Source organism: Mesorhizobium opportunistum WSM2075, from assembly GCF_000176035.2.
Classification (GTDB): Bacteria; Pseudomonadota; Alphaproteobacteria; order Rhizobiales; family Rhizobiaceae; genus Mesorhizobium; species Mesorhizobium opportunistum.
Genome location: NC_015675.1, coordinates 5,270,029 through 5,292,061, shown reverse-complemented (window position 1 = coordinate 5,292,061; position 22,033 = coordinate 5,270,029). Strand labels below are relative to the sequence as shown.

The 22,033-nt window shown below is 63.4% G+C and carries 27 protein-coding genes and 2 tRNA genes; 18 read left to right on the top strand and 11 right to left on the bottom strand.

Annotated features, from left to right (window positions below):
* The first annotated feature begins 5 nt into the window (after positions 1 to 5).
* The 4 genes from dapB (at position 6) to MESOP_RS25610 (ending at position 3,865) form a co-directional block, all read left to right on the top strand.
* Positions 6 to 785, top strand: coding sequence for a 4-hydroxy-tetrahydrodipicolinate reductase (dapB, locus tag MESOP_RS25625; protein ID WP_013896240.1), 780 nt, complete (start codon positions 6 to 8; stop codon positions 783 to 785).
* 203 nt (positions 786 to 988) lie between these two features.
* Positions 989 to 1,975, top strand: coding sequence for an ABC transporter substrate-binding protein (locus tag MESOP_RS25620; protein ID WP_425339711.1), 987 nt, complete (start codon positions 989 to 991; stop codon positions 1,973 to 1,975).
* Positions 1,976 to 2,118: 143 nt separating this feature from the next.
* The gene (locus MESOP_RS25615) at positions 2,119 to 2,973 is read left to right on the top strand and encodes an ABC transporter ATP-binding protein (RefSeq protein ID WP_013896238.1); all 855 of its coding nucleotides are present in this window, start codon (positions 2,119 to 2,121) and stop codon (positions 2,971 to 2,973) included.
* 13 nt (positions 2,974 to 2,986) lie between these two features.
* Complete coding sequence (locus tag MESOP_RS25610; protein WP_013532454.1) at positions 2,987 to 3,865, top strand: ABC transporter permease; 879 nt, start codon at positions 2,987 to 2,989, stop codon at positions 3,863 to 3,865.
* A gap of 28 nt (positions 3,866 to 3,893) precedes the next feature.
* Here MESOP_RS25610 and MESOP_RS25605 read toward each other — a convergent pair whose 3' ends face one another.
* Together MESOP_RS25605 and MESOP_RS25600 are read right to left on the bottom strand one after the other, a co-directional pair.
* Complete coding sequence (locus MESOP_RS25605; RefSeq protein ID WP_013896237.1) at positions 3,894 to 5,246, bottom strand: sensor histidine kinase; 1,353 nt, start codon at positions 5,244 to 5,246, stop codon at positions 3,894 to 3,896.
* A 13-nt stretch (positions 5,247 to 5,259) separates the two neighbouring features.
* Complete coding sequence (locus MESOP_RS25600; RefSeq protein WP_013896236.1) at positions 5,260 to 5,937, bottom strand: response regulator; 678 nt, start codon at positions 5,935 to 5,937, stop codon at positions 5,260 to 5,262.
* A gap of 499 nt (positions 5,938 to 6,436) precedes the next feature.
* Here MESOP_RS25600 and MESOP_RS25595 point away from each other — a divergent pair, with 499 nt between their 5' ends.
* From MESOP_RS25595 to MESOP_RS25585, 3 genes are all read left to right on the top strand, one after another.
* Positions 6,437 to 6,643, top strand: coding sequence for a DUF680 domain-containing protein (locus MESOP_RS25595; RefSeq protein ID WP_013896235.1), 207 nt, complete (start codon positions 6,437 to 6,439; stop codon positions 6,641 to 6,643).
* Positions 6,644 to 6,694: 51 nt separating this feature from the next.
* Positions 6,695 to 6,922 carry a DUF680 domain-containing protein gene (locus MESOP_RS25590; RefSeq protein WP_013896234.1) on the top strand — a complete coding sequence of 76 codons (228 nt, stop codon included), beginning with the start codon at positions 6,695 to 6,697 and terminating at the stop codon, positions 6,920 to 6,922.
* 328 nt (positions 6,923 to 7,250) lie between these two features.
* Complete coding sequence (locus MESOP_RS25585) at positions 7,251 to 7,490, top strand: DUF680 domain-containing protein (protein WP_013896233.1); 240 nt, start codon at positions 7,251 to 7,253, stop codon at positions 7,488 to 7,490.
* 54 nt (positions 7,491 to 7,544) lie between these two features.
* Here MESOP_RS25585 and MESOP_RS25580 read toward each other — a convergent pair whose 3' ends face one another.
* From MESOP_RS25580 to purM, 5 genes are all read right to left on the bottom strand, one after another.
* Positions 7,545 to 8,057: a SixA phosphatase family protein gene (locus MESOP_RS25580; RefSeq protein WP_013896232.1), complete on the bottom strand. Its 513-nt coding sequence runs from the start codon at positions 8,055 to 8,057 to the stop codon at positions 7,545 to 7,547.
* 351 nt (positions 8,058 to 8,408) lie between these two features.
* Positions 8,409 to 8,693: a type II toxin-antitoxin system RelE/ParE family toxin gene (locus tag MESOP_RS25575; protein ID WP_013896231.1), complete on the bottom strand. Its 285-nt coding sequence runs from the start codon at positions 8,691 to 8,693 to the stop codon at positions 8,409 to 8,411.
* A 13-nt stretch (positions 8,694 to 8,706) separates the two neighbouring features.
* Positions 8,707 to 8,982: a type II toxin-antitoxin system ParD family antitoxin gene (locus MESOP_RS25570; protein WP_013896230.1), complete on the bottom strand. Its 276-nt coding sequence runs from the start codon at positions 8,980 to 8,982 to the stop codon at positions 8,707 to 8,709.
* 54 nt (positions 8,983 to 9,036) lie between these two features.
* On the bottom strand, positions 9,037 to 9,750 hold the full coding sequence (gene purN, locus MESOP_RS25565; RefSeq protein WP_013896229.1) for a phosphoribosylglycinamide formyltransferase: 714 nt from the start codon (positions 9,748 to 9,750) through the stop codon (positions 9,037 to 9,039).
* Positions 9,747 to 10,841, bottom strand: a complete 1,095-nt coding sequence (purM, locus tag MESOP_RS25560) for a phosphoribosylformylglycinamidine cyclo-ligase (RefSeq protein ID WP_013896228.1) — start codon at positions 10,839 to 10,841, stop codon at positions 9,747 to 9,749. The genes purN and purM overlap by 4 nt, the downstream gene beginning before the upstream one ends.
* Before the next feature lie 205 nt (positions 10,842 to 11,046).
* Here purM and MESOP_RS25555 point away from each other — a divergent pair, with 205 nt between their 5' ends.
* Genes MESOP_RS25555 through hdaA form a run of 3 tightly spaced genes read left to right on the top strand, consistent with a single transcriptional unit; the run spans position 11,047 to position 13,490 of the window.
* Entirely contained in the window at positions 11,047 to 11,604 is a 558-nt protein-coding gene (locus MESOP_RS25555) for a CDP-alcohol phosphatidyltransferase family protein (RefSeq protein ID WP_041164322.1), read from the top strand.
* On the top strand, positions 11,576 to 12,784 hold the full coding sequence (locus MESOP_RS25550) for an AI-2E family transporter (protein ID WP_013896226.1): 1,209 nt from the start codon (positions 11,576 to 11,578) through the stop codon (positions 12,782 to 12,784). Before MESOP_RS25555 ends, MESOP_RS25550 begins: the two co-directional genes overlap by 29 nt.
* A 1-nt stretch (position 12,785) precedes the next feature.
* Positions 12,786 to 13,490 (top strand): DnaA regulatory inactivator HdaA, encoded by a 705-nt coding sequence (gene hdaA, locus MESOP_RS25545; RefSeq protein ID WP_041165000.1) that lies wholly within the window; start codon positions 12,786 to 12,788, stop codon positions 13,488 to 13,490.
* A 329-nt stretch (positions 13,491 to 13,819) separates the two neighbouring features.
* Here hdaA and MESOP_RS25540 read toward each other — a convergent pair.
* Positions 13,820 to 13,896 (bottom strand) — tRNA-Pro (locus MESOP_RS25540).
* Between the two features lie 141 nt (positions 13,897 to 14,037).
* Between MESOP_RS25540 and MESOP_RS25535 the strand changes: the two genes are divergently transcribed.
* The 8 genes from MESOP_RS25535 (at position 14,038) to MESOP_RS34050 (ending at position 20,342) form a co-directional block, all read left to right on the top strand.
* Positions 14,038 to 14,343 carry an ETC complex I subunit gene (locus tag MESOP_RS25535; RefSeq protein WP_013896224.1) on the top strand — a complete coding sequence of 102 codons (306 nt, stop codon included), beginning with the start codon at positions 14,038 to 14,040 and terminating at the stop codon, positions 14,341 to 14,343.
* A 56-nt stretch (positions 14,344 to 14,399) separates the two neighbouring features.
* Positions 14,400 to 14,476: transfer RNA gene (locus tag MESOP_RS25530), tRNA-Arg, on the top strand.
* Between the two features lie 167 nt (positions 14,477 to 14,643).
* The gene (locus MESOP_RS25525; RefSeq protein ID WP_013896223.1) at positions 14,644 to 15,054 is read left to right on the top strand and encodes a hypothetical protein; all 411 of its coding nucleotides are present in this window, start codon (positions 14,644 to 14,646) and stop codon (positions 15,052 to 15,054) included.
* Positions 15,055 to 15,908: 854 nt separating this feature from the next.
* Positions 15,909 to 16,130 (top strand): hypothetical protein, encoded by a 222-nt coding sequence (locus tag MESOP_RS25520; RefSeq protein ID WP_013896221.1) that lies wholly within the window; start codon positions 15,909 to 15,911, stop codon positions 16,128 to 16,130.
* A gap of 184 nt (positions 16,131 to 16,314) precedes the next feature.
* Complete coding sequence (locus MESOP_RS25515) at positions 16,315 to 17,097, top strand: GGDEF domain-containing protein (RefSeq protein ID WP_013896220.1); 783 nt, start codon at positions 16,315 to 16,317, stop codon at positions 17,095 to 17,097.
* 99 nt (positions 17,098 to 17,196) lie between these two features.
* Positions 17,197 to 18,159, top strand: a complete 963-nt coding sequence (locus MESOP_RS25510) for a glycosyltransferase family 4 protein (RefSeq protein WP_013896219.1) — start codon at positions 17,197 to 17,199, stop codon at positions 18,157 to 18,159.
* A gap of 69 nt (positions 18,160 to 18,228) precedes the next feature.
* Positions 18,229 to 19,455: an anion transporter gene (locus MESOP_RS25505; RefSeq protein WP_013896218.1), complete on the top strand. Its 1,227-nt coding sequence runs from the start codon at positions 18,229 to 18,231 to the stop codon at positions 19,453 to 19,455.
* Between the two features lie 17 nt (positions 19,456 to 19,472).
* Complete coding sequence (locus MESOP_RS34050; RefSeq protein ID WP_013896217.1) at positions 19,473 to 20,342, top strand: tetratricopeptide repeat protein; 870 nt, start codon at positions 19,473 to 19,475, stop codon at positions 20,340 to 20,342.
* Here the strand turns inward: MESOP_RS34050 and MESOP_RS25495 are convergent.
* The 3 genes from MESOP_RS25495 to MESOP_RS25485 all read right to left on the bottom strand — a co-directional run bounded on the left by MESOP_RS25495 (position 20,280) and on the right by MESOP_RS25485 (position 21,989).
* On the bottom strand, positions 20,280 to 20,996 hold the full coding sequence (locus MESOP_RS25495) for a hypothetical protein (protein ID WP_013896216.1): 717 nt from the start codon (positions 20,994 to 20,996) through the stop codon (positions 20,280 to 20,282). The genes MESOP_RS34050 and MESOP_RS25495 overlap by 63 nt on opposite strands.
* Before the next feature lie 148 nt (positions 20,997 to 21,144).
* Positions 21,145 to 21,468: a cupredoxin domain-containing protein gene (locus MESOP_RS25490; RefSeq protein WP_013896215.1), complete on the bottom strand. Its 324-nt coding sequence runs from the start codon at positions 21,466 to 21,468 to the stop codon at positions 21,145 to 21,147.
* The gene (locus tag MESOP_RS25485) at positions 21,465 to 21,989 is read right to left on the bottom strand and encodes a DUF4142 domain-containing protein (RefSeq protein WP_013896214.1); all 525 of its coding nucleotides are present in this window, start codon (positions 21,987 to 21,989) and stop codon (positions 21,465 to 21,467) included. The genes MESOP_RS25490 and MESOP_RS25485 overlap by 4 nt, the downstream gene beginning before the upstream one ends.
* Positions 21,990 to 22,033 lie beyond the last annotated feature (44 nt).

The window sequence follows — 22,033 nt, the reverse complement described above, 5'->3', positions numbered from 1 at the left end:
AGGCCATGCCGCAGCCGCCGATCAGGATCGCCATCGCCGGCGCGCTCGGCCGCATGGGCCGCCAGATGACGGACGCCGTGCGGGCCGATCCACGGCTGGCGCTCGCCGCTCGCTTCCACCGGCCCGGCGCCGTCGGCGACGGGCTGGTCAGCCGCGAGGAGGCGCTTGCCGCGGCCGATGTGGTCATCGACTTCACCACGCCGGCGGCCTCGGCCGACCTGGCAAGGTTTTGCGCCGCCCGCGGCGGGCCGGCCCTGGTCATCGGATCGACCGGTTTCGATGCGACTGAATTCGCCGACATCGCCGAGGCAGCAAAGATCATCGCCATCGTGCGCTCCGGCAGCTTTTCGCTGGGGCTGAACATGCTGGTCGGATTGGTCGAACAGGCGGCGACAGCGCTCGATCCCGAAGACTGGGACGCCGAGGTCTTCGAGGCGCATCACCGACACAAGATCGACGCGCCGTCGGGCACCGCCTTGATGCTTGGCCAAGCCGTGGCCGGCGGACGCAAGGTCGAACTCGACGCGGTGGCGCGGCGTGTTCGCGATGGCGTCACCGGCGCGCGGCCCGCAGGCGAGATCGGCTTCGCGGTGGTGCGTGGCGGCAGCATCGTCGGCGAGCACAGCGTCAGCTTCTGCACCGAGGGCGAAACGGTTACCCTGTCGCATGCGGCCGGCGACCGCATCATGTTCGCCCGTGGTGCTATTGCCGCGGCACTCTGGGTGGCGGGGCGCCACCCCGGCGAATACGACATGCGCGACGTTCTCGGTTTCGGCGCTCCGTGACCGGCAGCCACAACGGATTCCATTTCAACGGCCGCTAAAACGACTGAAAGCCAGCTGAAAGCTTGGGCGTGCCATGAAGTCATTGCGGCGTTCGCCGTGTGACCGGTGCGGGAGCGGCCGGTAAGGAGGAATGCGGCGCAGCCGGGATGGCGCGCCGCCCAAGTGGAGGAAGTTTCGTGACCGGTTTCATCTCGAAGTGCGCCCTGCGCACAGCGGCGCTAACCCTTGCTATTGCAGCCACAAGCGCCACGGTGGCTTCTGCTGCCGACAAGATCACCATCATCGTCGGCGGCATGGAAAAGCAGATCTATCTGCCTGCCGTGCTCACCCAGCAGCTCGGCTACTTCAAGGACCAGGGGCTCGATGTCGAACTGCTCAACTCGCGCGCCGGGGTCGAGGCCGAAAATGAACTGCTGGCCGGTGCCGTCCAGGGCGTTGTCGGCTTCTACGATCACACCGTCGACCTGCAATCGAAGGGCAAATACATCCAGTCGATCGTCCAGTTCAGCCAGGCGCCTGGCGAGGTCGAGCTGGTCTCCGCCAAGCACCCCGAGATCAAGTCGCCCGCCGACTTCAAGGGCGCCACGCTCGGCGTCACCGGTCTCGGCTCCTCGACCGATTTCCTGACCCAGTATCTTGCCGTGCGCGGCGGCCTGAAGCCCGGCGACTACACGCTGCTGCCGGTCGGCGCCGGCAACACCTTCATCGCCGCCGTCAAGCAGGATCAGATCCAGGCCGGCATGACCACCGAGCCGACCATCGCCAAACTGCTCAAGACCGGCGAGGCAAGCATCCTGGTCGACATGCGCACGCCCGAAAAGACCAAGGAAGCGCTGGGCGGCGACTATCCGGCGGCGTCCTTCTATGTCCAGTCCTCCTGGCTGGAAGGCCACAAGGATGAGGCGCAGAAGCTCGCCAATGCCTTCGTCAAGACGATGAAATTCATCGCCACGCATTCGGCCGAGGAGATCGCCGACAAGATGCCGAAGGATTATTATGCCGGCAACCGCGACCTCTACGTGCAGGGGCTGGCCGGTGGCAAGGCGATGTTCACGCCGGATGGCCGCATGCCGGCCGATGGCCCGCCGACCGTGCTCAAGGTTCTCTCGACATTCTCGAAGAGCCTGCAAGGCAAGCAGATCGACCTGTCGAAGACCTATACGACGGAATTCGTCGACGCCGCCAAATAGCGGCGCCCGCCAGCCACTCGTTGAATAACAAGGGTTTGCGCCGGCTGCTTGAATCAAGAAGGCAGCGGCGCGGCATCCCGAACACCTGGAGATCCGTGGCACTGCCGCGGGCTCCCCTTGCCCCATTGCGACAGGAGTGCGCCATGCAAGTGCAACCCATGGCGGCCGAGAAGCTGTCTCAGGCCGCGCCACAAGCCGACGCCGCGATCGCCATCGATGATGTGACCTTGCGTTTCGTCACGCCCGACGGCCACATGATGACGGCGATCCGCGATTTCACGATGACCGTGGCGCGCGGCGAGTTCGCCTGCGTCGTCGGGCCGACCGGCTGCGGCAAGTCGACGACGCTCAACCTGGTCACCGGCCTGTTGCGGCCGACGACCGGCAATGTCCGCGTCATGGGCACGCCGGTCACCGATATCAGCCGGGACATCGGCTTTGTCTTCCAGGCGGATGCGCTGTTTCCCTGGCGCAGTGTCATCGACAATGTCGCCGCCGGTCCACTCTATCGCGGCACGCCGAAGGCGCAGGCCTACGACCGCGCCCGCGACTGGATCGCCCGCGTCGGCCTCGGCCGCTTCGAGAAGCACTATCCGCACCAGCTTTCGGGCGGCATGCGCAAGCGCGTCGCGCTGGCGCAGACCTTCATCAACCAGCCCAAGATCCTTTTGATGGACGAGCCGTTCAGCGCGCTCGACATGCAGACGCGCACCGCCATGCAGGACGAATTGCTAGGTTTGTGGTCGGAGCAGAAATCTTCGGTTGTCTTCGTCACCCACGACCTCGAGGAGGCGGTGGCGCTGGCCGACAAGGTCTATGTGCTCACCGCTGGGCCGGGCACGGTCAAGAGCGTCTACCGCATCGACCTGCCGCGCCCGCGCGTCATGGCCGACATCCGCTACGACCCGAACTTCGTCGAGATCGCCAAGGTGATCTGGAACGATCTGCGCGAGGAAGTGCAGCTCGGCCAGAGCCGGACCTTGCAGACCGGACATTGAAAGGAGAAACAGCATGACCGCAATCTCTCCGACCGCCAACCAGGCCGCTGTCCGCGATGCTTCCATCGCCGTTGCCGAAGCCCGGGCGAGGGCAAGGCTGCGCCGCCGCCACGCGCTTGTCATCTCCTTGCGCCTGGCGATCCTGGTCGTCTTCCTTGGCCTGTGGGAACTCGGCGCCGACTACAACATCATCGACCCGTTCTTCTTCGCCAGCCCTTCCGGCATCTGGCAGCAGATCTGGTCGTGGATCACCGAAGGCACCTCGCAAGGCCCGCTCTGGCTGCAGATCTACGTGACGCTGGAGGAAACCTTCCTCGGCTTTGTCATCGGTGCCCTTGGCGGCATCGCCGCCGGCATCATCCTCGGCCGCAATCGGCTGTTGGCGGATGTCTTTTCGATCTACATCAAGATCGCCAATTCGGTGCCGCGCGTCGTGCTCGGCTCGGTGTTCATCATCGCGCTCGGCCTCGGCATGGCGTCCAAAGTGGCGCTTGCCGTGGTGATGGTGTTCTTCGTTGTTTTCGCCAACGCCTTCCAGGGCGTGCGCGAGGCCGACAGGGCAATGATCGCCAATGCCCAGATCCTTGGCGCCTCGCCGTTCCAGATCACCCGCACCGTCATCATTCCTTCGGCGATGAGCTGGATCCTCGCCAGCCTGCATGTCAGCTTCGGCTTCGCGCTGGTCGGCGCGGTGGTCGGCGAGTTCCTCGGCGCCAAGCAAGGCATGGGCCTGCTGATCTCGACCGCGCAGGGCGCATTCAACGCCAATGGCGTGTTCGCCGCGATGATCATCCTGGCTGTCATGGCGCTGGTGGTGGAGTTCATCATCACCCGCTTCGAGAACTATGTCGTGAAGTGGCGGCCGGCGCCGTTCAACGAGCAGGGAACGTGATCGGTCAGACCAGGGGCAGCCTGACCAGTCAGGCCAAGGGCAGCCTGACCTCGACCACCAGACCGCCGGCCGCACCATCCCCGAGGGTGACGCGGCCGCCGGCGTTCTCGACCACCTCGCGCACGATCGCCAGCCCGAGCCCGCTGCCTTGCTCGCTCGAACCGGCGACGCGATAGAAGCGTTCGAACACATGCTCGCGCTCGTCCGCCGGGATGCCGGGTCCGTTGTCGGCGACGGTCAGCACGGCCTCGCCATCGAGGGCCGCCAGGCTGACCGTGACACGCCCCCCGACCGGGGAGTAGCGCAGCGCGTTGTCGACAAGGTTGACGATCATCTCGCGCAGCATGGTGCCGTCGCCGGTGACCGGCACGGGACCGGCCTCCTCGAGGCCGAGATCGATGTTGCGGGCGATCGCTGTCGGGGCCTGCGTTTCCAGCACGTGGCGGGCGGCTTCGGCCAGGTCGACGCGGTCGGCGCGCGGCCGCCGGCTGCCTGGCTCGGCGCGTGACAGGGTCAGGAGCTGTTCGGCCAGCCGCGCCAGTTTGCCGGAACTCGCCTGCAGCGCCACCAGCGCCTCCTGGCGGGCATCGGCGGCACTTTCGCGAAGCGCATAGCTTGCCTGTGTGGACAGCAGCGCCAGAGGCGTGCGCAGCTGGTGCGCCGCGTTGGCGATGAAGCGGCGTTGCGCCGCCATCTGCGCCCGCACGCGCTCCATGTAGGCGTTGAGGGCGTCGATCAGCGGGCGGATCTCGCTTTGCGCACCGGGCACTTCGACGGGGTCAAGGTCGCTGCGGTTTGGCGAGCGTACCGCATCGCGCAGCCGGATCAGCGGCGCCAGGCCGCGACGCAAGCCGAGCAGCACGAACACGCCGGCAATCGCCACCAGCGCCAGTTGCTGGGCAAAGGCGCTGAACCAAAGCCGTTTGACCATGGCGTCATGGCCGGCAAGGGTGACGCCCACGGTGACCGATATCGGCGAGTCGTTGCCGGCGCCGATCACCGCATGGCCAAGGGTCATGAGCCGTAGCTGGTGATCGCGATAGGCAGCCTCGACACTGGCATGCTGCGGCGCTTCGGGCAGGTCGGGGTATCCGGTCAGCAGCCGCCCGCCGGCTGTCTCGACGCGATAGTAGACGCTGTCGCGGTCGCCGGTGTCGAACATCTCGATCGCGGCCGGGGGCACCGTGGCATCGAGCACGCCGTCGACCATGGCGACCTGCTCGGCAATCGCCCGCGCCGATCCGACCAGCATCCGGTCGGTGACCAGGTCTGCGGTCGCCAGTGCGTTGCGCTGGCTGGTCCACAGGTTGATGGTCGCGAGCCCGGCAAGCGGCAGCACCACCCATGCCAGCAATTGCAGGCGGAGGCTGTTGATCCTCATGGCGCCAGGATCGTCACGGCGCCAAATCGTCTTGGCGCAAGAGGTAGCCGAGGCCACGCAGTGTGGCGATCTGGACCCGCGACCCTTCGAGTTTCTTGCGCACGCGGTGCACGTAGATCTCGATGGCGCTAGGATCGGCGTCGGTCTCGAAATCGTAGATCGCGGCCGACAATGCCGCCTTGCTCACGGTGCGCCCGGCCTTGACCATCAATTGTTCCAGCACTGCGTGTTCGCGCGGTGTCAGCGCCAGCGTTTCGCCCGCGAGCGAAAACAGCCTTGTGTTGGTGTCGAAGACGAGGTCACCGCAGGTGATCATCGGCGCGGTGCGGTCATTGGCGCGGCGCAACTGCACGCGGATACGCGCTTCGAGTTCCTCGATCTGGAAAGGCTTGGCCAGGTAGTCGTCCGCGCCTTCGTTGAGGCCTTTAACGCGGCCGTCGAGGCTGGCATTGGCTGTGAGCACGATCACCGGCACACGGTTGCCGCGCGCCCGCAGCATGCGCAGCACCTCCATTCCGCCCATGCGCGGCAGCGCAAGGTCGAGGATGATGAGTGCGTGGTCGCCGGCCGCCAGCGCATGCTCGACATCCTCGCCGTCATGCACGATGTCGACGACATAATGCGCCTGGCGTAGGGTCTTGCCCAGCCAGTCCGCCAGTTCGTGGTTGTCCTCGACAAGCAGCAATCGCATGTCTGTTGCTGTTCCTGCATCCGTCTCTTCTCGATCGCGGCGGGCTGCCCTGGGCTTGAACGGCCGCCGCATCCGACAATCAGACTTGAAATGAGCGATAGTCTCGATCTCGACGCAAGGCAAATGCGGGCAGGTGGCCGGCGGCGAAAGGCTTTTCGCAGGCTCGATCCATCCATTTCGGCGTCCACTTCAGCATTAAATCGAACCGAACGGTTCGGTTCTGATTGACAGATTGTATCGCAAATGGTGAACAATAGATCGCGAACTGGTGTCGCTTTCGTCGAAGGCGAAAACTTAAGTTACTGGAAATATTGGAGAAGTCATGTCGCATTTGCTGCGGTGCAATATGCATTGTCCATAATATAACGAATAACTGCAAAACCGATGCGACTGGAAATCAAAAAAGGCATTCCCTACTTCGGGGTGGTCCGAGCGACGCGAAATTCCTCCCAAGGGCACGCCACTAGACGGACAGGACTAGCAAACTGGAGTAACCAAAATGACCAAGATCGCTCTTACCGCCGCCGCCATCCTCGTTGCCACGGGCACGGCCTTTGCCGGCAGCGACAATTATGGCTCGGCCAACGCCAATCAGCCCGCCGCCACTGTCGACCATTCCGTTACCGCTTCGATCTCGAAGTCGAACGGAACCGTCCAGGCCCCGGCTCCGCAGGGCGCCGATCACAACCTCTTCGGCAACCACTAATCGCGTTTCCCGAACCGATCGCAACCAATCTTCAAATCAGGAGTAAATAAAATGACCAAGATCGCTCTTACCGCCGCCGCCATCCTCGTCGCCACGGGCACCGCTTTCGCCGGCAGCGACAATTATGGCTCCAACAATGCCAACCAGCCGGTCGCCAACCAGTCGACTTCCAACGTCGACACGCTCCGCACCGGTTCGATCCTGAAGATCGACAAGACGCAGGCCGACGCCAATGCGAAGGTTCCTGCCGAGTCGGGCCAGGGCATCTGGGGCCGCTAACAGCTTCAAACCCTGCATGACGACAAAGAGCGGTGGGCTTGGCCCGCCGCTCTTGTTTTTTGTGCCATGGCGCAGGCACTGACGGGCACCGTCTTGGGCCGTCGGTCTAGAAAAAAGCTTCCATCTCCAGGAATAAAACGTGGCGGCCTCGGGTCTTGTCCATAGAGCCGGATGATTTCAAGTCGAATGACCTGAAATCTGAATTCGCCTCTAAATCAAAGAGATAGAGCATGAGGGCGCCCGAAAGCCGCGTCACATTTTTTGGCATCATGCTCTAGCGGAACCGTCCTCCCAAGACGCCGCCCAACGGATGAAACAGGAGATTGAAATGAACAGGATCGCTCTCGCTACCGCCGCCATTCTCGTTATGACCGGCGCTGCTTTTGCCGGCAGTGACCACTATGGCTCCGATGGTGCCAACCAGCCGGTCGCCTCGGTTGCCGGCGTCGACCATGCCGCCACCGGCGCGGTCAAGGACACGGACATGGCCGGGCACAAGGCAGCCGACACCAACATGAAACCCGCCAAGGAATGGCCCGAACCCGGCCAGGGCATCTGGGGGAACTGATGTCCGTGGGCAGATATGCGGCGGGTTCGCCCCGCCGTTCCTGCCAACATCAGCCTACTGGCTCAGATCCCTCGGCCGCAGGAAATGCGTCAGCCGCGCGGACGACAGGCCGGACCAGTCGCCCTCGAAGACCAAGCGCGCAAGGGCTGCCGTCGGGAACTTTTCCTCGAGCCGCTTGCGCGCTTTCGCTTCCGATCCTGAACCGGCAAGCTGTTTCGCCAGATCCTCCAGGCCCGGATTGTGGCCGACCACCAGCAGGCAACCGTTCGACGGATCGGCCAGGCGAATCTGGCTCAGAATATCCGCCGCCGAAGCGTCATAGAGCGCCTCGGCAAACACAGATCGAGGATGCATGGGCAACTCCGCCGCCACCAGCCGCCAGGTGTCGCGTGTGCGCAGCGCCGGCGACACCAGCGCCAGATCCGGAACCCAGTCGCGCGCCGCAAGCTCGCGCCCGATCAGCGGCGCCGTCTTCAACCCGCGCTCGGCGAGCGGCCGGTCGAAATCGGCAAGCTTGGGATCATCCCGACTCGACTTAGCGTGGCGCAGGACAAGCAGCTGTCTCATCGGTATTGGTCAGGACCAGGGAATGTCGGCATTGAAATCCTTGCCATATCCGCCACCATACTTCGTGCCCGTGGTTGCATCAAAGGCCGCTGACAAAGTGCCGAAGATGAACAGACCTACACGTTGCTTGTCACGATCCCACCTAACGGCGACATCTGCCTCGGTGATCGCCCACGCGCCTGAGCGAATATGAATTGTGCCAATGATCGGTCCAACTGCCTGGCCCTTGATCTCGCTCAGATAAAATAGGCTCTAGCGTTTTGTGCCCCATCGGTCTCGTCATATTCAAAAATACCGGCGAAATCGCCTTTTCTTCGGATTGCACTGTCGAAGACGTCCACGGCTTTGATCCTAAAACAGCGTCGAAACATCGCGCGCACCATGCACGATACGCACGATCTCGATCCATCCCTCCGCGAGGCGATACAGGATGAGATAGTTGCCGATCGTCAGCGCTCGCGCGTCGGCGCCGATGTCGGGTCTACGTGGTCCGGATTCGGGGAAGGCAGCAAGCTGCAGGATACGTTCCGCGATAGCATCAAGAAAGTGATCGGCTGCACGTGGACTGTCATTGGCGATGGCAAGCCAGATATCGACAAGGTCTCCTTCTGCCGCCGGGCTGCGGATGATCGGCATGCTCACCATGAAGCTATTTCTTGATAGCGTCGACGAGCCGGCTGCGGGCCTTCTGTTTTATGTCTTCGATGTCGAAAGGAGCGAATGGACCGCTTTCCAACCCCTCGATCCAGGCTTTGCGCAACCGTTCCGCCTCGGCCTCGCGCAACGGCTGGCGTAACCGCCACTCGCGCAGCGCCTCGCGGATCACCTCGCTTGCCGATCCGTAGCGCCCGCTGTCGACGGCGCCCTTGACCATCTCAAGCAACTCCGGCGAAAGCGCCACGCTAACTTTCTCGACTGTCGCCATTGAACTGTCTCCTTCAACCAGAAGGGTAGCAATATTTGCTACCAGGCTCAAGGCTCAAGGCGTAATCCGCGCCAGGTGCTCCAGATCGGCTTCCTCGCGCAGCGGGTCGGGCGCCATCACCACCGACGTGCCGTTGTCGGCATCGTCGGCAAAATGGGCAAGCACGGTGCGGCCGGCCTCCATGCGCGCCTTGCCTTCGGCGACCAGCCCCAGCGCCAGCGCATAGAGCCGGTGCTCGGCCTTCAGCACCCGGGCGGCCAGCGTGTCGGCATTGTCGCCGACCATCACCGGCACGGCCGCCTGCGCGATGATCGGGCCGTCATCCATTTCGGTCGTGACGAAATGCACCGTGCAGCCGTGGATGCGTATGCCGGCCGCAAGTGCGCGCGCATGCGTATCAAGCCCCTTGAAGGCGGGCAGCAGGGCAGGGTGGATGTTGATCATGCGGCCCTGCCATTTCTGCACGAAGCCGGGAGTGAGGATGCGCATATAGCCGGCCAGCGCCACGATATCGGTGTGGAAGGCCGTGAGTGCGGCGTCTATCGCGGCATCGTGCGCCTGCTTGCTGCCATGGTCGGCACGGGAAATGACCCGCGTGGCGATGCCGCGTGCCTTGGCGATGCCGAGGCCGGCGGCATCCGCCTTGTCGGAGATGACGCCGACGATCTCGGCCGGGAAGGCCGGGTCGCTGGCAGCCGCGATCAGCGCGGTCATGTTCGATCCACGTCCCGAGATCAGGACGACGGTGCGTTTTTTCTGCATATTCATAGGCCGATCGAGCCCCGATAGATGACGCCGGCGTCGCGGCGCGGCACGATGCGGCCGATCGGCGTCACCGTCTCGCCGGCTTCCTGCAGCACGGCGGCGACCTGCGCCGCCTGGCCGGAGGCGACCGCCAGGATCATGCCGATGCCGCAATTGAAGGTGCGCATCATCTCTTCCGGCGCCACGCCGCCGGTCTTGGCCAGCCAGGAGAATACCGCGGGCACGTCGATCGCCTCGAGGTCGAGTTCGGCCGAAAAATCCTTGGGCAGCACGCGCGGAATGTTTTCCGGGAAGCCGCCGCCGGTGATGTGGGCCAGCGCCTTGATGCCATGCGTGTTGCGGATCGCCTTGAGGATCGACTTGACGTAGATGCGGGTCGGTTCGAGCAGCGCCTCGGCCAGCGTCACCTCGTCGTTGAATGGCGCCGGATCGCTCCAGGCGAGGCCGCTGACACCGACGATGCGGCGCACCAGCGAAAAGCCGTTCGAATGCAGGCCCGAGGAGGCCAGACCCAACAGCACGTCACCTTCGACGATATCGTCGGTCGGCAGCAACTGGCCGCGTTCGGCCGCGCCCACCGCAAAGCCGGCAAGGTCGTAGTCGTTGCCGTGATACATGCCGGGCATTTCCGCGGTCTCGCCGCCGATCAGCGCGCAGCCGGCCTGGCGGCAGCCCGTGGCGATGCCGCCGACGATCGCCGCACCTTGGTCGGGATCGAGCTTGCCGGTGGCGAAATAGTCGAGGAAGAACAGCGGCTCGGCACCTTGCACGACAATGTCGTTGACGCACATGGCGACGAGGTCGATGCCGATCGTGTCGTGCTTGCCGGCTTCGATGGCGATCTTGAGCTTGGTTCCGACGCCGTCATTGGCCGCGACCAGCACCGGATCGGTGAAGCCCGCCGCCTTGAGGTCGAACAGGCCGCCGAACCCGCCGATCTCGCCATCGGCGCCCGGCCGGCGCGTCGCGCGCACCAGCGGCTTGATCTTCTCGACCATCAGATTGCCGGCATCGATATCGACACCGGCCTCGGCATAAGTGAGCCCGTTCCTGCGCTTGCCCGTTTTGTCCTGGCCCGTTTCGCGCTTGCTCATCGCAATTTCCCTGTTTGCGGGCTCTTCGCATGAATGGTTTCGGGGGGCAAGGATAACGGCGGCGGAGGGGCGGTTCAAAGTGACAAAATCGTGGACAGCGGACCCCAACCGGCCAGTCCGCGCGGCAAAGGGGATTGGCGGCTTCTCCCTTGCACCCGGCTTTCGTCTCGATCATCTATCAGCAAGCAAACTGGCAGGCACGCATTTGACGATCCCCAACCTGATCACCATCCTGCGGCTTCTCCTGGTGCCCGCCGTGGTGCTGGCGATGCTGCAGGAGCGCTGGGACTGGGCCTTCGTCGGGTTCGTCGTCGCCGGCGTCTCCGACGGTGTCGACGGCTTCATCGCCCGCCGTTTCAACCAGTGGTCCAGGCTCGGCGCCTATCTCGATCCGATTGCCGACAAGCTGCTTTTGGTTTCGGTGTTCATCGTCATGGGCTTCATAGGACAGTTGCCGCTATGGCTGGTCGTCACCATGGTGGCGCGCGATGCGCTGATCGTTTGCGCGGTTCTGTTGTCTTCCGTCATGGCCCAGCCGGTCGAGATGAAGCCGCTGTTCGTCTCGAAGGCCAACACCGCCATCCAGATCGTCCTGGCGGCGGTCGTGCTGGGCGAGCTGGCTCTTGCCGTGCGACTCGACCCTTTGCGGCCGGCCCTCATATTGCTGTCCGGGGTCTTGACCGTGGCTTCGGCCGCGGCCTATCTCGTGGCTTGGCTGAGGCATATGAGCGGCTATGGCGAAAGCTCCAAACCGGACACCTGACCAAGGATCCATCGAAGCGGCCGCTGAGGCTGCGGCGGCAGGCGAAACTGCGTCTCTGGCGTTCCGCCGGCAGATCTTCTTCTGGCTGGCCGGATTGGCGGTGCTTGCGCTGTTCCTCTATGTCTTCAGCGACATCCTGCTGCCCTTCGTCGCCGGCATGGTGCTTGCCTATTTCCTCGATCCGGTCGCCGACCGGCTGCAACGGCTCGGCCTGTCGCGCTTCATGGCGACGGTGGTCATCCTCATCACCTTCCTTATCGTGCTGGTGCTGGCATTCGTCATTCTGATCCCGGTGCTGGCGACGCAGATGGCCGACTTCGCCGGCAAACTGCCGGAGTACCTGACCCGGCTGCAGAGCCTGATCACGTCGTTCGATCCGAAATGGCTGGAAGAGAAATTCGGCGTCAACGCCAATGGCTTGCGCGACGGCCTGAATTCGCTGCTGACTTCCGGCTTTGGCCTGATCACCACCGTCTTCACCTCGTTGTGGAGTTCCGGCATGGCGTTGGTCTCGGTGGTCAGCCTGTTCGTGGTGACGCCGGTGGTTGCCTTCTACATGCTGCTCGACTGGGACCGCATGGTCGCGGTCATCGACAGTTGGGTGCCGCGCGACAACGTCGCCACGGTGCGCGCCATCGCGCGCGACATCAACACCGCCACCGCCGGCTTCGTGCGCGGCCAGGGCACGCTCTGCCTGGTGCTTGGCGCCATGTATGCCACCGGCCTGACGCTTACCGGGTTGAATTTCGCCATCCTCATCGGCCTCTTCGCCGGGCTGATCTCCTTCATTCCCTATGTCGGTTCGTTGACCGGCCTGGTGCTGGCCGTCGGCGTTGCCTTCGTCCAGTTCTGGCCGGACTGGACCATGATCGTCGCCGTTGCCGTGGTGTTCTTCATCGGCCAGTTCATCGAAGGCAACATCCTGCAGCCCCGGCTGGTCGGCAAAAGCGTCGGCCTGCATCCGGTATGGCTGATGTTCGCGCTGTTTGCCTTCGGCGCGCTGTTCGGTTTCGTGGGCCTGCTGATCGCCGTGCCGGCTTCGGCGGCCGTCGCCGTGCTGGTGCGCTTTGCCATCGCCCGCTATCTCGAATCGCCGCTCTACAAGGGCCATGCGAAAGAGCCCGTGCCGCCGCTGCCCGCCGATCGTGGCGGCGGCCGCCGCACGCAGCCGCGTCGCTGACGTGACTGCCCAGCGCACCGATCCGCCGCGCCAGCTGCCGCTCGATCTCGGCCACGGCACCGGCTATTCGCGCGACGAGCTCGTCGTCTCCGGCACCAACAGCCAGGCGGCGGCGCTGGTCGACCGCTGGCCCGACTGGCCCTCGCCGGTTGTGGTGCTGGCGGGTCCCGCCGGATCCGGCAAGACGCATCTCGCCGCCATCTGGCGCGCGCACGCCAACGCGGTGGCCGTCGACGCCGGGCGCATCGGCGACAGCATCGCCAATCTTGGCGCCCGCCCGGCGCTGATCGACGATGTCGACGCCGGAGCGGTCGACGAACAAGGCCTGTTCCACCTTATCAATGCCGTGCGTGGCGCCGGCTCGACGCTGTTGTTGACGGCGCGGCGCTTTCCGGCCGCCTGGGGTGTGTCATTGCCCGATCTTGCCTCGCGGCTGAAGGCGGCGGCGACAGTCGAGATCCACGAGCCCGACGACCTTCTGCTGGCGGGTGTCATCACCAAATTGTTCGCCGACCGCCAGGTCGAGGTCGAGCCGCATGTCGTGCAGTATCTGGTGCGGCGTATCGAACGCTCGCTGGCGACGGCGATGCGTGTGGTGGAGCGGCTGGATCGCATCGCGCTCGAGCGCAAGATGCCGATCACCAGGGCGCTCGCCGCCGAAACCGTCAGCGTGATGGACGAAGGACAGGGTGAGTTCGAGATCTGACGGCCTCGATGTTCGGATAGAGCCTGCCGGCATGGCGGCTCTCCGTGCTACCTGCCGGTGTTCCATTTTGGGAAAACAAGGCTGGCATCAGTCTTGCTCCGAGAGTTTGCCGGCTGACCCCGGTCCTGATTGCGTTCCAAGTCAGGTTGTAGGCTCGCCGGGGGATGGCGCGGGGGTTCTCGCCCGGCGAGCTTGCCTGTCGAAAGGCCCAGGATCGACGGGCCTAGAAAGATCGACAGGCCCAAAGGTCGACAGGCCCATGGTCGGCGAGCCACAAGGCGGCCATGCGCTCATGCCAGTGGCTATCGATATCGCGTTTTTGAGAAGGATGGTCGGAGTGGAGAGATTCGAACTCCCGACCCTCTGGTCCCAAACCAGATGCGCTACCAGCCTGCGCTACACTCCGAACGGTCTGTTGCCTATTCATTTCGGCGTTGGATGGCAAGTGCAAAAACCTGCAAGTGCAAAAACCTTGCCGCCGTGCGCATTGCGCAGTAATGACGGGCCAAGGGCGGGCGATACCGCCTTGCACAACAATGAGGTGGCCATGTCCGCGCGCATTTTCAGCCCAGCCAAAACCGCGATGCAGTCCGGCAAGGCCAAGACCGGTTATTGGGTGCTGGAGTTCGACCCCGAGATGCGCAAGAAGATCGACCCGCTGATGGGCTATACCACGTCCGGAGACATGAGAAGCCAGATCAGGCTCACCTTCGACACGCGGGAAGAAGCAGTGGCCTATGCCGAAAAGGAAGGCCTTGCCTTCCGCGTCGAGGAGCCGAAAGAGGCTAAGCGCCGCCAGATTTCCTATGCGGAGAATTTCCGTTATGACCGCAGGACGCCCTGGACGCATTGAACGCGCGCCCAAACGGGCGCCAGAGGCAATATCTACCGGCCCCCGGGTCGGCCAGCGGTCCCGTAGCTCAGCTGGATAGAGCACCGGCCTTCTAAGCCGATGGTCACAGGTTCGAATCCTGTCGGGATCGCCAATCTTTTAAGTGTACGGCCCGGACGCATGGGTTACGGTTTATACCGAAGACATGGGTAACACTTGGCCCGAGAGGGTTCTGTGGACGGTTTTGATTTTGATTGCGTTTTCATTTTAGGAAGACCTAATATCGAAGTGCTTTGAAATCGGCATTTTGGGAGGAGTGTCATGCCTAGAGTTTCAGATCTTTTCTTCAAGACCGCCGTCGTGTGGCTCATTTTGGGAATAGGCGCCGGTTTGCAGATGGCGATCTCGGGCGACCACGGTGCTTTTCCGGCCCATGCACATATCAATCTGCTCGGATGGGTCACAAGCGCGATATTCGGCGGCTACTACGCCCTCAATCCCGCAAAGGCAGCTCGTAGGATCGCAATGATCCACTTCGGCCTCTATACGATCGGCTTGGTAATCATGCTGCCAGCCCTGTATCTGATGCTACACGGCGGCTATACGGCGATCGAGCCGGTCGTCGCCGCCGGCTCGCTGATCGTGGCCGCTGCCGTGCTGGTGTTTGCCTTCGTGGTCTTCTCAGGCGCGAGCGTGCGTTTGGCATCTGAGCTGTCGCCAGCCACACGCTGAATTGGCGGAATTGATATCAGCGAGATAAGCCCGCCAGCAAGCCGCGGGCCGCCGAAGCTTTGGGACCGGCGATCGGCCCGCGCAAGCAGCGCCAGAACCCTATTGGCAATTCCGCGCGCCAAGGTTTGAGGAGGAGCATCACCGGCGGCACAATATTTTAGTGGCTGCGAAACAAAGATTTCCGACCCGCGTTTAGGCTCGTCCGACATGGGAGCCTCGGGAATGGATCCAGCAACCGCAGCGGTGATGGTTTTGCTTTCGTGCAGCCCAGGCCATGCGTCTGTCTGCAAACCGGTCAACTGGGCGCCTGAGACACGCTATGCCTCGCTTGAGAAATGCCGTGCCTCATTGGCCGACAGGCTCGGGGCCACGCCTAGCGGAGAATTAGTCGGTCGATGCCGTCTTGTCGACCAGACCGTCACCGGTTCGCTGCCTGCCGGATATACGACGGTTGTGGTGACCCGAGGCATTGGGAGCAACGCCGTCAGCACGAGCTATATAGTGCAGCACCACGAGTGAGGTTTCCTGGAGGAAGCGAGCTACGCGGCGGACTTGATTGTCCGCTGGGCGGATCCCCTGGCTGGGCGCCCGCCCATTTTGGGTGCGGGACCGCAGTCCGCCGAGTTCGCAATCCGAGCAAACAAAAGTGCGACAAGATCAGTATGCGTGCAGTCGGCTTCCGGCCGCTCAGCATCATCGTCCCGGAATTATTTCGTGATCTTTCGGGCCTGGAACCTTACCACACACCGCGCGTTCGGGGCCTTGTATTCGCGGTGCCTGATAAAAAGGCAATGTGAGGACCAGCGAATCGGGCGGGGCAAAATAGGTGCGGGTTGGGGGAGGAGAAGCAGGCCATGTCGAAACGTGAAATTGGAACGTCCCCTGCTTTGGGGCGGCGTATCGCCGAACTCAAGGCCAGAATGCAGGATGCCGAAATTTCCGACCATGAGATGAGGACCTTTCACAAGGTCGCCGCCATCATGGGGGCGGGCGACGGTTCGCTGCGACTGGATGCCGACGACCTGATCGCGGCATCCTTCGTTGTCGAGGCGGGTGGACCGTCACCCAACCGCTGACATTCAGGATTTTCCCGCATCCGCGCGAAGTTCGGTGAATTCGCTTCCGCCGCCGGAGCACTGCCGCCCATTGAGGCAAGCGTGCTCCGGCTCCCGCTCAACCGATCTCGAATTGAAACGAACATCTTATCATTTTGTTTGCGTTGGCACGTCATAGTAGAGGCGGCTAACGGAGTGAAACGGGATGAAGCTCGACCTGTCGCCGACCAGCTGGGGCAGGGTGGTCGCTGTCACTGCCGCCGGAACGGCGTTCTTTATCGCTGTGGCGTTTTTCGTCGATTCGTTCAATTTCCCCTATCTTTCGACCGAGGCCGTCTGGCGTGCGCAGCTGACCGACCTGATGCTTCCCCTGGTGCTGGGCGGCTCGTTCCTGTTTTTTCTCATGTGGAAGATCCGGCAACTGGCCATAGCCCAGCGCGATCTCAGCGTCATCGCGGCGACGGACAGCCTGACGGCGGTGTTGAACCGAGGCGCCTTCTCGATGCTGGTCGAAGCCTATCTCGAGCAGACCCGCAAACAGGAGCTGACCCGTTCCGGCGCGCTGCTGATCATCGACGCCGACCACTTCAAGTCGATCAACGACCGCCTCGGCCATGACTGCGGCGACCAGGCGCTCAAGCTGATAGCGCAGACGATCAAGGCACAGTTGCGCGGCAGCGATATCGTCGGCCGCATCGGCGGCGAGGAGTTTGGCGTGTTTCTGCCTGGTGTCGATCCCTCGCAATCTTGGCTGGTTGCCGAAAGCATCCGCCGGCGCATCAGCGAGATGGACTTTTCGCCCGGTGGCCGCTCCTGTCCGCTTTCCGTCAGCATTGGCGGCACCAGCTTCAACGGGCCGACCACCTACGAGGCGATATTCTCCGCCGCCGACAGACGGCTCTATGCCGCCAAATCGAATGGCCGCGATCAGGTCAGCTTCGATCCGGCGCAGGCCGCACCGGAACCCAGCGCCGCCACCATGCATTGACCACCGCCTTGCAAGTGGCTGGAGGCTACGCGGGCGGCTTCCTTGACGCTCTCTCACCGCTATGCTTCCTCCGAGCAAGGCCAGGTAAGCGCAGCGATCATGATCCATTTGTTCAACGGTTTTCAGAACCCGTTTGGCGGCAGTGAACGCGAAACGCTGGACCTGTACCGACTGTTGAGCGCCGATGTGCCGGTGCGGCTGTGGGCAACCTCCTCGCGCGTATCGGACGAGCTGATGCGCCAATTCCCGATTCGCCCCGTCTCGCCGGCAACGCGCAACGTGCCGGACGGTGGCACCTATGTCTTCCTCGGCGCGCATTGGCGCAACAAGCTATGGCCCTACCTGATCCCGAGGCCGCGCCGGCTGATCTATGTCTTCAACACCTTTCACCCGAAGATCATCGCGCTGACGACGCGCATGCCGCGCCTGCTTGGCTGGCCCGACGCCGAACTGGTTTTGATATCCGACTTTCAAAAGCGACTGTTGCGGGTCGAGGGCGTGGTTCATCCGTCGCCGATCGATATCGACCGTTTCGCGCCACGGCAGGGAAGGCCGGACGGTCCGTTCACGGTTGGCCGGCTGAGCCGCGACACGGCGGACAAGCATCACGCCGACGATGCGGCGCTTTACGAGGCATTGCTGGCCGATGGCGTCGCGGTGCGGATTCAAGGCGGCATGCTGCTCAGGGACAGGCTCGCGCCGCATCCGCTGCTCGAACTCCTGCCGCAGGGCCAATTTGCCGCCGAACAGTTCCTGCCGACGCTCGACGTGTTCTACTACCGCACCGGTTCGCATGTGGAGACGTTCGGCCGCGTCGTGTTCGAGGCGATGGCTTGCGGTTTGCCCGTGGTCTGTCATGTGCATGGCGGCTATGCCGACCACATCAGGCACGGCGAAAACGGCTTTCTGTTCGAAACCACGCAGCAGGCAGCCGGCATCCTGGCCGAGCTCAAGGCCGATCCGGCGCGGCGAGTAACCGTGGGCAAGAAGGCGAGGCAGACCGTCGAACAGCTGTTTTCACCGCAGGCATTGCGGCAACAGCTTGATTTCTACCGGCGTTAGCGGCACCACGCCATCTGGCCTTCCCAGGCACCCTTCGGCGCGCCAACAGATCGAGCAGGACTTCCACCGATGACATTGATGGGTGCCGCGGCGCTGCTGATCCTGGTCCTCACCTATGCCGGTGTCGCTATCGGCCGCATCCCTGGCCTGCGTCTCGACCGCGCGGGGATCGCACTGCTGGGCGGCGCCGCGATGATCGCCATTGGCGCCCTCAGCATGGAGGATGCCTATCGGGCCATCAATTTCGACACCATCACGCTTCTGCTCGGCATGATGATCGTGGTGGCTCATCTGAAGGTATCGGGCGCTTTTCGCGGCCTTGGCGCCATCGCCATCGAGCACGCGCACGCACCGTTCATGCTCCTGGTGATGGTGACGCTTCTAACCGGCGTGCTGTCGGCCTTCCTGGTCAACGACGCCATCTGCCTGGTCATGGCGCCGATCGTCGTCCACGTCACCCGCGTCATCAACCGCAACCCGGTCCCTTATCTGATCGCCACCGCCACGGCATCGAACTGCGGCAGCGTCGCCACCATCACCGGTAATCCGCAAAACATGGTCATCGGCGCGCTGTCGGGCATTTCCTATCCGGCCTTTTCGGCGGCGCTGGCGCCGGTCGCGCTGTTCGGCCTCGTCGCGGTCATCGTCATCGTGCGCATCGTCTACCGGGCCGAATTCACCCGCACCGCCGAATTGACGCCGCATGTCTCGCGCGGCCGCATGCATCGCGGGCAAGTGCTGAAGGCGGTGATCGTATGCATCGGGCTGGCGATCGCCTTCTTCGCCGGCGTTCCCGTGGCCAAGGCGGCGCTGGTCGGCGGCGCCATTCTCCTGCTCACCCGCGCCATCAAGCCTGAACGCATCTACCGCGAAATCGACGGGCCGCTGCTGTTCATGTTCGCCGGACTGTTCGTCGTGGTTGCCGGCGCCGAAAAGACGCTGCTGACACCCGACATCATCGCCTCGGCCAAGGATCTCGGCCTGGACGACGTCTGGCGGCTGTCCGGCTTCACCGCGGTGCTCTCCAACATCATGAGCAATGTTCCGGCGGTGCTGGCGTTGAGGCCGTTCATACCCGGCCTGGAGAATCCGCAGCGTGCCTGGCTGGTCGTCGCCATGAGTTCGACGCTCGCCGGCAATTTCACTTTGCTCGGCTCGGTCGCCAACCTGATCGTTGCCGAGCACGCGCGGGTCACCGGCAACCCGTTGTCCTTCGGTGCCTTCTTCAAGGTCGGCTTGCCGCTGACGCTGATCACGCTCGTCGCCGGCACCGCTTGGCTGGCGTTTGGGTTCTAGAGGGGAGCTTCAATCGAGTGACCAGCAAAGGTCAAGGAGACATCGGCAATCTGATCCGGCGGGCTGTGGCCGCCTTCAATTCCGGCAATCACGACCAGGCGCTGGAGCTGTGTGAATTGGGCCTGACGCAGCACCCGGGAGATCCGGCGCTTTGCCATCTCCTGGCGGCTGTATTGTTCGCGAAGGCAGACCTGCTCGAGGCTCGTGCACGCATCGAAGCCAGTCTTGCCGCTCGCCCGGACAATGTGCCGGCCTTGATCCTGGCATGCAGGATTGCCCGGGCCGAAGGCCGGTTTGAAGCGGCGCTGCGGCAATTGGAGCGCGCTGCAAGGCTCTCGTCGCATGCGGAAATACTCGTCGAGCGGGCACGCACCCTGGATCAGGCAGGTGATAGTTCGGCGGCGGGCGTGTCTTGGACACTTGTCTTGCAACAGGATCCGAAATCCGAGGAGGCAGCGGCTCGCCTCGGGCGCCTGGCGTGGGAACGCGGTGCGTCTCTGGAGGCGGAAGCTCTGCTTGAACGCGCCGTAGCAGGCGGCGGGCATCCAACTGCCTGGTTCGATCTCGGGTTGGTGCGTCAGGACTTGCGCAAGTTTGGCAGCGCCGCACAGGCCTATCGACGGGTGCTTGAGATGAGCCCGGACGCACCGGAGGCTGCTGTCAATCTGGGCGTCGTCCTGCAGGAAACCGGCGATCTCGACGGGGCCATGGCAGCCTATTCATTGGCCTATGGTTTGAGCCCATCTACCTTTGGAGTGATCGCCATGGCACTTACGTCGGCGCCAAGCGGCCGGTTGTGGCTCGATGAGGAGGCGCTGCGTCGCTCACTCGCAGGTGGAGCGCCCCCGCCTGGCGCGAAACCGTTTGCGGTAGACACCGGGCGTTGACAGGACATCGGCGACCGTCTGCGTAAAGGCGGCTTGGCGTTTCTCGTCGAACACCTCGTATTCGAGCTGCGGCGCGGCCCGCGGAACCGCAAAGCATTGCGCGACAGGAGTTCCTTTCGGGAGCACGCCCGAGAATTCGGGCTCCGTCCAGACCGCCGGGAAATTGATGCCGCCATCGCTGAACCGGTCGCAATCCACCAGACCCGTCACCAGCCTGAAGGGCAGATCGTCGCGATTGACCGGATGAGTCGCGAACAGCGACCAGCCATCCTCGACTTCAATGGTCCAGAAGCTGTTGAATTTGAGGGCGGCCTGGCCTGGGTTCGCAAACGGGCTGCCGGCGAGCTGACCCGGCGTGTGGAAACTCAGCGGAGCTCTGGGGTGGTTCTTGGTAACCGGATCCGGGATCTTCCAATTCCAGGAAAACGCCCCCTTGTCGACAACGACGTCGCAAGGCAGCAAGACCATGAAGCCATAGGTCATCGCGTCGACCACCGGCGGGCACTGCTTGAGCGTACGAATGTCGCGGCCATGGATTGCCGAATATGCGGTGGCAGGCATAGCGCGCAGCCAATCCGGCAGAGCGCCTCGCGCCGGCATTGGGCGCGGCAAATGTTCGGCCAACATTGGATCACATCGGAAAATGACACGCATCGCCGCCTCCTGGCGTTGCGATATCATGGTTGGCAGCTACGCTCCAAGCCAGTCAGTCCTTGTTCCCGCATCTAGCCCGAACAATGTTCGGCGGCCCGGTTGAGCTGCAGCGCGGCAGTACCTCGCCGCAGCTCAACCGGGCCAGAGATTAGGGCGATACGTCGAGATGGCCCTTCATGTTGGGATGGAAGCGGCAGAAATAGTCGAGCGTTCCCGCCGCCTTCAATGTCAGGCTTGCTGATTTCCGTGGCTGGATCATCACCTCCCAGCCGCCCTTCACTGTGGCTGTGTGGGCGATCACGTCCTTGTTCACCCACTCGATCGTGTCGCCGACCTTCGCCTCGACGGCATCAGGCGAAAAGACCAGCTTGTCGATGGTGACCTGGATGGTCGCACCCGCCGCCGGCGCCGCCGCAAGGACCAGCGCCAGCGTGGCCAGCCATGGCAAGCGATTTGAAGCTCCCGCTTTCATTTCAGCATGCCGGCGACGTGTTCGGCATGCTGCTCATGGCCTTGAAAGATCTTCAGGCCAGTCTCCAGCAGGCCCTTCAACTCGGCATTGCTGGCCGAGGGAATGAGCAGGGTTTCGAGCGCGCCGTTGACCTGCTTGTGGTAGGCGACCTCGTTGTCGACATAAGCCTTGTCGAAGGCCGCGCCTTTCAGCTTGGCGAGCTTGGCGCGCTCCTCTTTCGCCGCCTTCGTCAGCGCCTGGCTGGTGGCGTTGTCTTCGGGCTTCACCTTGAGCTTCTTGACCAGGTCGAGCGCCTGCTTGTTTACCGCTTCGTGGTCGCGCTCCATGTCCTTGGCGAAATCGAGAACCTCCTTGTTCTTCGATTTCTTGATCGCTTGCTTGGCGGCCTCGATGTCGAGGACGCCGGCCGTATAGGCGATATGAGCGATCTGCGGGTCGGTCGGCTTGTCGGCGGCCTGTGCGAACGGGGCGGCGCCGACGAGAAGCAAGGCGGCAAGGGCGGCGGTGTATCGGGTGAACATGGCATCCTCCTTGCCCGGTCGCGAGGAGGCGCCGGGCTCACATT

Bases quoted from the DNA above. Each gene is read 5' to 3' on its own strand.
- MESOP_RS25515 (WP_013896220.1), top strand. From the start codon at position 16,315: ATGAAGCTCGACCTGTCGCCGACCAGCTGGGGCAGGGTGGTCGCTGTC.
- MESOP_RS25525 (WP_013896223.1), top strand. From the start codon at position 14,644: ATGCCTAGAGTTTCAGATCTTTTCTTCAAGACCGCCGTCGTGTGGCTC.
- MESOP_RS25570 (WP_013896230.1), bottom strand. From the start codon at position 8,982: ATGGCGACAGTCGAGAAAGTTAGCGTGGCGCTTTCGCCGGAGTTGCTT.
- MESOP_RS25605 (WP_013896237.1), bottom strand. From the start codon at position 5,246: ATGAGGATCAACAGCCTCCGCCTGCAATTGCTGGCATGGGTGGTGCTG.
- MESOP_RS25600 (WP_013896236.1), bottom strand. From the start codon at position 5,937: ATGCGATTGCTGCTTGTCGAGGACAACCACGAACTGGCGGACTGGCTG.
- MESOP_RS25615 (WP_013896238.1), top strand. From the start codon at position 2,119: ATGCAAGTGCAACCCATGGCGGCCGAGAAGCTGTCTCAGGCCGCGCCA.
- MESOP_RS25585 (WP_013896233.1), top strand. From the start codon at position 7,251: ATGAACAGGATCGCTCTCGCTACCGCCGCCATTCTCGTTATGACCGGC.
- MESOP_RS25485 (WP_013896214.1), bottom strand. From the start codon at position 21,989: ATGTTCACCCGATACACCGCCGCCCTTGCCGCCTTGCTTCTCGTCGGC.
- purM (WP_013896228.1), bottom strand. From the start codon at position 10,841: ATGAGCAAGCGCGAAACGGGCCAGGACAAAACGGGCAAGCGCAGGAAC.
- MESOP_RS25510 (WP_013896219.1), top strand. From the start codon at position 17,197: ATGATCCATTTGTTCAACGGTTTTCAGAACCCGTTTGGCGGCAGTGAA.
- MESOP_RS25590 (WP_013896234.1), top strand. From the start codon at position 6,695: ATGACCAAGATCGCTCTTACCGCCGCCGCCATCCTCGTCGCCACGGGC.
- MESOP_RS25550 (WP_013896226.1), top strand. From the start codon at position 11,576: ATGGCGAAAGCTCCAAACCGGACACCTGACCAAGGATCCATCGAAGCG.
- purN (WP_013896229.1), bottom strand. From the start codon at position 9,750: ATGAATATGCAGAAAAAACGCACCGTCGTCCTGATCTCGGGACGTGGA.
- MESOP_RS25610 (WP_013532454.1), top strand. From the start codon at position 2,987: ATGACCGCAATCTCTCCGACCGCCAACCAGGCCGCTGTCCGCGATGCT.
- MESOP_RS25535 (WP_013896224.1), top strand. From the start codon at position 14,038: ATGTCCGCGCGCATTTTCAGCCCAGCCAAAACCGCGATGCAGTCCGGC.
- MESOP_RS25595 (WP_013896235.1), top strand. From the start codon at position 6,437: ATGACCAAGATCGCTCTTACCGCCGCCGCCATCCTCGTTGCCACGGGC.
- MESOP_RS25495 (WP_013896216.1), bottom strand. From the start codon at position 20,996: ATGCGTGTCATTTTCCGATGTGATCCAATGTTGGCCGAACATTTGCCG.
- MESOP_RS25580 (WP_013896232.1), bottom strand. From the start codon at position 8,057: ATGAGACAGCTGCTTGTCCTGCGCCACGCTAAGTCGAGTCGGGATGAT.
- MESOP_RS25505 (WP_013896218.1), top strand. From the start codon at position 18,229: ATGACATTGATGGGTGCCGCGGCGCTGCTGATCCTGGTCCTCACCTAT.
- MESOP_RS25520 (WP_013896221.1), top strand. From the start codon at position 15,909: ATGTCGAAACGTGAAATTGGAACGTCCCCTGCTTTGGGGCGGCGTATC.
- dapB (WP_013896240.1), top strand. From the start codon at position 6: ATGCCGCAGCCGCCGATCAGGATCGCCATCGCCGGCGCGCTCGGCCGC.
- MESOP_RS25575 (WP_013896231.1), bottom strand. From the start codon at position 8,693: ATGCCGATCATCCGCAGCCCGGCGGCAGAAGGAGACCTTGTCGATATC.
- MESOP_RS25490 (WP_013896215.1), bottom strand. From the start codon at position 21,468: ATGAAAGCGGGAGCTTCAAATCGCTTGCCATGGCTGGCCACGCTGGCG.